Raw genomic sequence first — 8,527 nt, 5'->3', positions numbered from 1 at the left:
ACGCCCTGTTGTACATTTACGCCCTGTTGTACATTTACGCCCTGTTGTACATTTACGCCCTGTTGTACATTTGCGCCCTGTTGTACATTTACACCCTGTTGTACATTTACGCCCTGTTGTACATTTACGTTTTTTAAACCAGAAGTGATCGAATTTTTTCACGCGAGTACATCTTGTTCTTGTACATTTACGCCCTGTTGTAAATTTACACCTTGTTGTACATTTACGCCCTGTTGTAAATTTACGCCCTGTTGTACATTTACGCCCTGTTGTAAATTTACGCCTTGTTGTACATTTATGATGAGAGAATTTATCATCATCGCACTCAAAAGTACTTGGATCTTGGTATAAAAAATCCTCCATCCCAACACTTTTGATTTCTTCAACAGCTTTTCTAATGTCACGTTTCATAGAAATCCTCCTTATCGTGTATTAAATTGAACAAGTATTCTTTTTCCTTAACATGATATGAGATTAGGTTTCTTTCTGAACAAGACAAGAGTGTAATTTTATATAAATAGATGATAGCGGATGTATGGACAAGACAAGGCGCATACATTGAATGAAGAGAACAGAGAAGGGATGAGAATATATGCTACCTTCATATGAATTTTTTATTCATCCAATGTACTTAGTGGAATTGAAAAAAGATATTTGGTCAGATAGTCCAGTACCAGCAAAGTTAACATATGGAAAAAAGAAGTATGATATTGATATCGTTTATCGGGGTGCTCATATTCGTGAGTTTGAGAAAAAGTCATATCATGTTCAGTTTTATAAACCGAAAAAATTTCTAGGGGTGAAGGAATATCATTTAAACTCTGAATTTATGGATCCATCCCTTATTCGTAACAAATTATCATTAGACTTTTTTAATGATATTGGGGTACTTTCACCGAAGTCACAGCATGTAATTATAAAAATAAATGGTCAAATCCAAGGAGTATATTTACAGTTAGAATCGGTTGATGAAAACTTTTTAAAAAGTAGAGGGTTGCCGAGTGGTTCTATTTATTATGCGATAGATGATGACGCGAATTTTTCTTTAATGAGTGAAAGAGATAAAGATGTTAAAACTGAGCTTTTTGCAGGGTATGAGTTTAAATGTTCGAATGAAAATAGTGAAGAGCAACTGAGTGAATTCGTTTTTCAAGCAAATACACTATCGAGGGATGATTATGAAAAAGAGATTGGAAAATACCTTCATGTTGATAAATATTTACGTTGGTTAGCTGGAGTTATTTTGACTCAAAACTTTGATGGTTTTGTTCATAACTATGCACTGTATCATAACGATGAAACAAATTTATTTGAAGTCATCCCGTGGGATTACGATGCGACTTGGGGGCGGGATGTACAAGGGAGACCGCTTAATCATGAGTACATTCGTATTCAAGGATATAATACGTTAAGTGCAAGATTGTTAGATATACCGATTTTTAGAAAGCAATATCGAAATATATTAGAAGAAGTTTTAGAATTACAATTTACAGAATCCTTTATAAAACCGAAAGTAGAAGGTATGTGTGAATCCATTCGTCCACATTTACTTCAGGATCCATATATGAAAGAGAAAATAGCAGTTTTTAATCAAGAGGCTGAGATGATTTTTCAATATATAAATAAAAGAAGGAAATATATACAAGAACATCTTCATGAATTGGGATGATTTTGAAGGAGATTGAAACATTATCAATCTCTTTTTTGTATAATAAAGACGGAGAAATAAAAAAGTGAAATAGTATTTAGTGGAATGAAATTGATTAAGAATGGGGTTGTGTAAATATGACGGTTAAATGGATTGACTGGGTCAAACAAATACAATCAATAGCACAAGCTGGTTTAATGTATTCCAAAGATGTATATGATATAGAGCGTTTCCAACAATTACGGGACATTTCAGTTTCAATGATGTCACATTACACAAACACAGATTGGGAAGTAGTAGTGAATTTATTTGCAAGTGAGACAGGCTATCAAACGCCTAAAGTTGATATACGGGCAGTTATTTTTCAAAATGAAAAACTATTATTTGTGAAAGAAAAAAGTGATAGGAAATGGGCATTGCCAGGTGGATGGGCTGACATTGGTTATACGCCAACAGAAGTCGCGGCGAAAGAAGTATTAGAAGAGACAGGTTATAAAGTAGATCATTTTAGGCTACTAGCAATATTCGATAAAGAAAAACATCAACCATCCCCATCAGCAACCCATATATATAAGGTTTTTATAGGTTGCGAGATTGTTGGCGGAGAAAAGAAGCTAAGTATTGAAACAGAAGATATAGATTTTTTTAGTGAAAATGAAATACCTGATTTATCAATCGTTAGAAATACCGAATGGCAGATTAAAGAAATGTTTGCGTTTATGAAAGATCAAAATAAGGAAAGGATACTTGATTAATTAAATGAATCAAGTATCCTTTTAGGGTATATTGATGAAAGGTTGTACATATTCTTTTAACAAAAAAGAACATTGTGTAGTTATCATTAATGTCTATAGGTTAGGTGAAGAGGTTCACATGATTAGATTGGCAGATGCCAATTTTTATGTGATAATAGGATGGTATGTGAAGAAAAAAGGAGATAGAAAAGAAAATGTTAGCAAACATAATAGATCAGTTATTGCAATTCTTTGCAAGTCTAGGATACTTTGGAGTAGCGCTTGGTTTAATGATTGAAATTATCCCGAGTGAAATTGTTCTTTCATATGCAGGATTTTTAGTTGCAGAAGGAAAAATTAGTTTTGTCGGAGCTGTTATCGCTGGAACAATTGGTGGTACTTTAGCGCAAATCTTTTTATACTGGCTTGGATACTACGGAGGGCGTCCGGTTGTTGAAAAATACGGGAAATATTTACTTATTAATAAGCATCATCTAGATATTGCAGAAAATTGGTTTAAACGATACGGGGCAGGTGTAATATTCTCTGCACGCTTTATCCCAGTTGTACGCCATGCTATCTCTATTCCAGCAGGATTAGCTAAGATGCCGTTAAAGCTCTTTACACTGTATACAGTAGTAGCGATTATTCCATGGTCAATCCTTTTTATATACTTAGGAGAAAAGCTTGGTGGAAATTGGAGACATATTAAAGAGTATGCATCTGATTACACACATTACATAATTATAGGTGCGGTTTTCTTTATTGCTCTTTACTTCGGTTTAAAGCTTTTGAAAAAGAGAAAAACAACTCATTAAAGTCAATGATTTTTCATTGGCTTTTTTTATTGTTTCAGTTCTAAAAAAAAGAAGTTGTCCATAATGTGTAATAATAAAGCGTAGCGGGGGAATGTGATGAAAGGATCACCGTTTTTACGTGGAACGATATTTTTAACGATGGCAACGATGATATCTAAAATGTTAGGGTTCATATATGTTATACCATTTACAGCAATGGTAGGTACGAGTGGGTACGTATTATATACGTATGCATACCGTCCTTATACAATTATGCTTAGCATTGCAACGATGGGATTGCCACTTGCCGTTTCAAAAATGGTATCAAAATATGATCAACTGAATGATTATCATACGGTTAAAAGAGTATTAAAGAGTGGTATCGTTTTTATGTTTATAATGGGAGTTATTTCATGTTTTACACTATATATATTAGCTCCACATTTAGCTAAACTTGTAATCGATGGAAATGATCAAACCGGGAATAGTATAACGGCGGTCACTAATAACATTCAAATTGTAAGTTTTGCGCTAATACTTGTACCAGTAATGAGTTTATTAAGGGGATTCTTTCAAGGGTTTCAATCGATGGGGCCTTCTGCACTAAGTGTAGTTGTTGAGCAATTTTTTCGGGTCTTAACCATTTTAATAGGAAGTTTTGTCGTTTTATATGTTTTAAAAGAGTCTATTTCGCTAGCGGTCGGTATTTCAACGTTTGGTGCATTTATGGGAGCAATAGGTGGATTAACAGTTTTAAGTGCGTATTATGTAAAAAGGAGAAGGCACTTAAAGAAAAAAGAGATGGCAAGTATACAACAAACAACGAAATCTTTTTTCTCGTTATATAGGGAGCTCTTTGCATATTCAATACCGTTTGTTGTAGTCGGTTTAGCAATTCCGTTGTATCAGACGATAGATACATTTACAATTAATAAACTACTCATAGAAATCGGATATATGCAAGGAGAAGCAGAAAAGATTAATGCGATTATCGGCTTAGTTCAAATGGTTGTGCTCATTCCAGTTTCCGTTGCGACCGCTTTTAGTATGTCTCTTGTACCGGAAATGACGAAAGCTTATACAGCAGGAAATACAAAATTGCTGTACAAACATTTTACGAGGACGAATGTATTAGTAGTAGGGATTACAGTACCAGCGGCAATTGGGATGATGGTATTAGCTAAGCCAGTATATACTCTTTTATTTGGTGCCGGAAATGATCCGGAGATGGGGAGAATCATTTTACAGTACTATGCTCCTGCGTGTATATTATTTTCACTCTTCACAGTAACGGCTGCTATGCTACAAGGAATCAATCAACAGCAGAAAACAGTGCTAGGATTAGTAATCGGAATAATTGTAAAGATAGTTTTAAATATTGTATTGCTACCGTATTTTGATTATGTGAGTTTTATCATTTCAACATATGCTGGCTATACGATTTCAGTCGGCTTTAACTTGTGGATGCTTTCTAAATATGTTATAAAGGCAACATAAGCTTTTTTAAAGGCAGAGAACACTCTGTCTTTTTCTATGTTTACAAGATTTTTCTTAAAAAAACGTTTTCAAAATAATTTTTCTATTGAAATTTAATCGTTTGTTCCATATGCTGAAAATAGCGGTTCAAAAACTGTTGTTTAAGTGAGGTAGATTCCTACATGTAAAAAGAATCGGGGTGATAGTATGTTAAATATTTATTTAACAGACCGAAACGGAAAACTACAAGAGATTGAGGAAATGCAAAAGGGCTGCTGGATTAATGTACTTCATCCAACAGAAGAAGAAATTCAGTATCTAGTACAAACTTTAAATGTAGACTTAGATTTCATTAAAGACCCTTTGGATGATGAAGAACGCTCTCGTATTGAAAAGGAAGACAATAATACTTTAATTATCGTGGATATTCCGACAGTCAGACATGATGAAGAAGGAAATTCCATTTATGACACGATTCCAATAGGTATGATTGTAATGCCAGATTGTTTTGTTACTATTTGCTTAGAAGAAAATCCAATTTTTGAAAGATTTATTAATCAACGTATTAAAGAATTTTATACGTTTAAAAAGACGCGCTTCGCACTTCAGCTCTTATATACAATTTCTACTTATTATTTAAGATACTTAAAGCAAATTAATCGAAAAACAATCGATTTAGAGCACCAATTAAATAAGTCGATGAAAAATAAAGAAATTTTCACATTGCTCGGTCTTGAAAAAAGTTTAGTTTACTTTACAACATCATTAAAGGCCAATAAGATTGTAATTCAAAAATTAATGCGAAACAGTACATTTTTGAAAATGTATGAAGATGATCAAGATTTATTAGAAGATGTATTAATTGAAAATAAGCAGGCTATTGAAATGGCAGAAATATATAGTCACATTTTAAGTGGGATGATGAATACATTTAGTTCGGTTATTTCTAACAATTTAAATAGTGTTATGAAACTGTTGACTTCAATTACAATCATTTTATCATTACCAACGATGGTTTCTAGTTTCTTTGGAATGAATGTAAAGGTTCCGTTTGAAGGGGAAGCACATGGTTTTGTAATTGTACTTATTATATGTGTAACATTATCTTTCACTTTAGCATTTGTTTTTTGGAAGAAACGTTACTTTTAATGATAGGAAAGCTGATCTAGCATAGTTATAAAACTGCGCTAGATCAGCTTTTTTTGCTATGAAATCTCAATTTTGGAACAGAATATATATTGTAAAATGTAATGTGTATGAAGGGTGTGAATTCTGTATAACCCTTGTTCAAATAATAAAATGGGGTTAAAATTACATATTGTTAATGAAAAGTTGGAGGAAATACATCATGGAATTGTTTCAATTACCGAAAGCATTCCTGCAAATGAATACAATCTTTATCTCAATATTAATCGAAGCACTTCCGTTTGTGCTAATTGGTGTATTTATTTCAGGATTCATTCAAATGTTTGTGACAGAAGATATGGTGGCAAAATGGATGCCAAAGAACCGATTTCTTTCTGTTTTATTAGCTACTTTTTTAGGCATGATGTTTCCTGGATGTGAATGTGGAATTGTTCCGATTGTAAGACGACTAATCGGAAAAGGCGTTCCACCATACGCAGGGATTGCATTTATGTTAACTGGACCGATTATTAATCCAGTTGTACTATTTGCTACATATGTTGCTTTTGGAAGTAGTATGCACATGGTATGGTATCGTTCTATTGTAGCGATTATCGTAGCAATTATTGTTGGAATTATATTATCATTTATGTTTAAAGAGCATCAATTAAGAGATGATCACTTCCCAGAAGTGAATCATAAGCGTCCATTACGTACAAAAATGTGGGATGTATGTACTCATGCTGTTGAGGAATTTTTCTCAATGGGAAAATATTTAGTGTTAGGAGCGTTAATTGCTGCTGCAGTTCAAACGTTTGTACAAACTTCAACATTGCTTGCTATTGGACAAGGTCCGTTTTCTTCATCAGCTGTAATGATGGGACTTGCTTTTATTTTATCACTTTGTTCAGAGGCAGATGCATTTATTGCTTCTTCGTTTCAAAGTACATTTTCAACAGCGTCACTTGTCGCGTTCCTCGTTTATGGACCGATGGTGGATATTAAAAATATGTTTATGATGCTTGCGACATTTAAAACAAAATTTGTAATTGTCGTGACGGTTACAGTTACACTTGTTGTTTATGCAAGCTCACTACTCATTTATGCGATGGGGTGGTAGGTTATGTTTCGAGCATATATATTATTAGGTTTTACAATATTAATTGGACAGCTTCATATTTCCGGTAATATTACGAAATATATAAATATGAAGTACGCCTATTTATCAAAAACTGCAGCTATTATTTTAGGTTTCTTAACGATTGTACAAATTATTATCGTTTTCCAGAAAGAGCACCAAAAGGAAAAAGAGAAACATGATTGTAGTTGTGATCATAGCCATTGTGGTCATGATCATTCGAAAGATGAAAATACATGGTGGAAACGAACGTTTTCTTATACTCTGTTCTGTTTTCCGATTATTTCAGGATTATTTTTTCCGATTGCAACATTAGATTCGGACATTGTTAAGGCGAAGGGGTTTCACTTTCCTGTTGCACAAGCGGAAAGCAAAGATCCATTTATGACAAGACAATTTTTAAGACCGGATACGAGTATTTATTACGGGAAAGAAGGATATCGTGGTGTAATGGAAAAAGGGAAGAAAGAGTTTGTTACAAAAGACAATATTGCATTAAAAGATGAGGATTTCCTCAAGGGTATGGAGACAATTTATAATTATCCTGGTGAGTTTACTGGTAAAACCCTGTCTTATAAAGGGTTTGTTTTTCGCGATGACTCTTCCAAGAAAGAACAATACTTCTTATTCCGTTTCGGTATTATACATTGCGTAGCGGATTCGGGTGTATATGGTATGTTAGTAAAAAAACCAGAAGGTGTAGAGTGGAAAAATGATGATTGGATTCAGGTGGAAGGAGAAATTTCAACTGAATTTTATCAGCCGTTTCATGCGAATATCCCTGTTCTAGAAGTAACGAAATGGAATAAAGTTGAACAGCCGAAAGAACAATATGTATTTAGAGGAGCCGATTGATAAAATCGGTTCTTTTTTATGGACTAAAAGTTCTAAAAATTGTTAATATTAAACGTGTAGTTCATGAGATGTAGAGTATATTGGGATATTTGGGATAAATAATTAAAGGGGTGATAACAATGACTGAAGTAAAGGGTAAAACAGCTAATGAATCAAGAGTGTTTAAAACGAGCCGAGTATTTCCAACAGATTTAAATGATCATAACACGCTATTTGGTGGAAAGATATTGGCGGAGATGGATATGGTTGCTTCAATTTCAGCAACGAGACACTCGAGAATGGAATGTGTCACAGCGTCTATGGATTGGGTAGATTTCTTACACCCAGTTCGTTCTTCAGATTGTGTTAGTTATGAATCTTTCGTAATTTGGACGGGAAGAACTTCTATGGAGATTTTTGTGAAAGTAGTAGCGGAAGATTTAATTTCAGGTGAAAAACGTGTAGCGGCAACTTCATTCGTTACTTTTGTTGCGCTTAGTAAGGAGAATAATCCAGTTCCTGTACCGCGTGTTATCCCTGAGACAGAAGAGGAGAAAGAATTGCATCGAATTGCTGTGTTACGTGCAGAACAACGCCATATTCGTAAGGCAGAGAGTAAGAAGGTAGCTACACTGTTAACTTTTTGATGAAACATACTTTTCCAGTGGTACTATTATTGGAATAGGCTAGGGGATTTTTGCAATGAAAAGCGGACACCTAAAAATAGGTGTCCGCTTTTATAGTTTTTTCATCCGCATATCGTATTACAATAACT

At 33.9% G+C, this 8,527-nt stretch carries 9 protein-coding genes; 8 read left to right on the top strand and 1 reads right to left on the bottom strand.

Translation table 11 applies throughout. The features are described 5' to 3' along the window. The coding region (locus BAQ49_RS33525) for a CotG/ExsB N-terminal domain-containing protein (protein ID WP_425266542.1) at positions 1–411 on the bottom strand (411 nt) is incomplete at its 3' end. A 181-nt stretch (positions 412–592) separates the two neighbouring features. Between BAQ49_RS33525 and cotH the strand changes: the two genes are divergently transcribed. From cotH to BAQ49_RS12130, 8 genes are all read left to right on the top strand, one after another. Then, complete coding sequence (gene cotH / locus BAQ49_RS12165) at positions 593–1,669, top strand: spore coat protein CotH (RefSeq protein WP_071745518.1); 1,077 nt, start codon at positions 593–595, stop codon at positions 1,667–1,669. Positions 1,670–1,785: 116 nt separating this feature from the next. Next, on the top strand, positions 1,786–2,403 hold the full coding sequence (locus tag BAQ49_RS12160; RefSeq protein WP_071745517.1) for an NUDIX hydrolase: 618 nt from the start codon (positions 1,786–1,788) through the stop codon (positions 2,401–2,403). Between the two features lie 194 nt (positions 2,404–2,597). Further along, the gene (gene uptA / locus BAQ49_RS12155) at positions 2,598–3,200 is read left to right on the top strand and encodes an undecaprenyl phosphate transporter UptA (RefSeq protein ID WP_000880692.1); all 603 of its coding nucleotides are present in this window, start codon (positions 2,598–2,600) and stop codon (positions 3,198–3,200) included. A 96-nt stretch (positions 3,201–3,296) separates the two neighbouring features. After that, a complete protein-coding gene (locus BAQ49_RS12150; protein WP_071745516.1) occupies positions 3,297–4,676 on the top strand; it encodes a putative polysaccharide biosynthesis protein in 1,380 nt (459 codons plus the stop codon). Between the two features lie 186 nt (positions 4,677–4,862). Next, positions 4,863–5,804: a magnesium transporter CorA family protein gene (locus BAQ49_RS12145; RefSeq protein ID WP_000932386.1), complete on the top strand. Its 942-nt coding sequence runs from the start codon at positions 4,863–4,865 to the stop codon at positions 5,802–5,804. A gap of 199 nt (positions 5,805–6,003) precedes the next feature. Beyond that, positions 6,004–6,900 (top strand): permease, encoded by an 897-nt coding sequence (locus BAQ49_RS12140; RefSeq protein ID WP_000418719.1) that lies wholly within the window; start codon positions 6,004–6,006, stop codon positions 6,898–6,900. A 3-nt stretch (positions 6,901–6,903) separates the two neighbouring features. After that, positions 6,904–7,773, top strand: coding sequence for a TIGR03943 family putative permease subunit (locus tag BAQ49_RS12135; RefSeq protein WP_071745515.1), 870 nt, complete (start codon positions 6,904–6,906; stop codon positions 7,771–7,773). Between the two features lie 119 nt (positions 7,774–7,892). After that, on the top strand, positions 7,893–8,399 hold the full coding sequence (locus BAQ49_RS12130) for an acyl-CoA thioesterase (RefSeq protein WP_000141174.1): 507 nt from the start codon (positions 7,893–7,895) through the stop codon (positions 8,397–8,399). Positions 8,400–8,527 lie beyond the last annotated feature (128 nt).

The sequence above is a fragment of the Bacillus proteolyticus genome, assembly GCF_001884065.1.
GTDB classification, from domain to species: Bacteria; Bacillota; Bacilli; order Bacillales; family Bacillaceae_G; genus Bacillus_A; species Bacillus_A proteolyticus.
The sequence above is the reverse complement of the archived record's forward strand: the minus strand, read 5'-3'. Positions and strand labels throughout refer to the sequence as shown.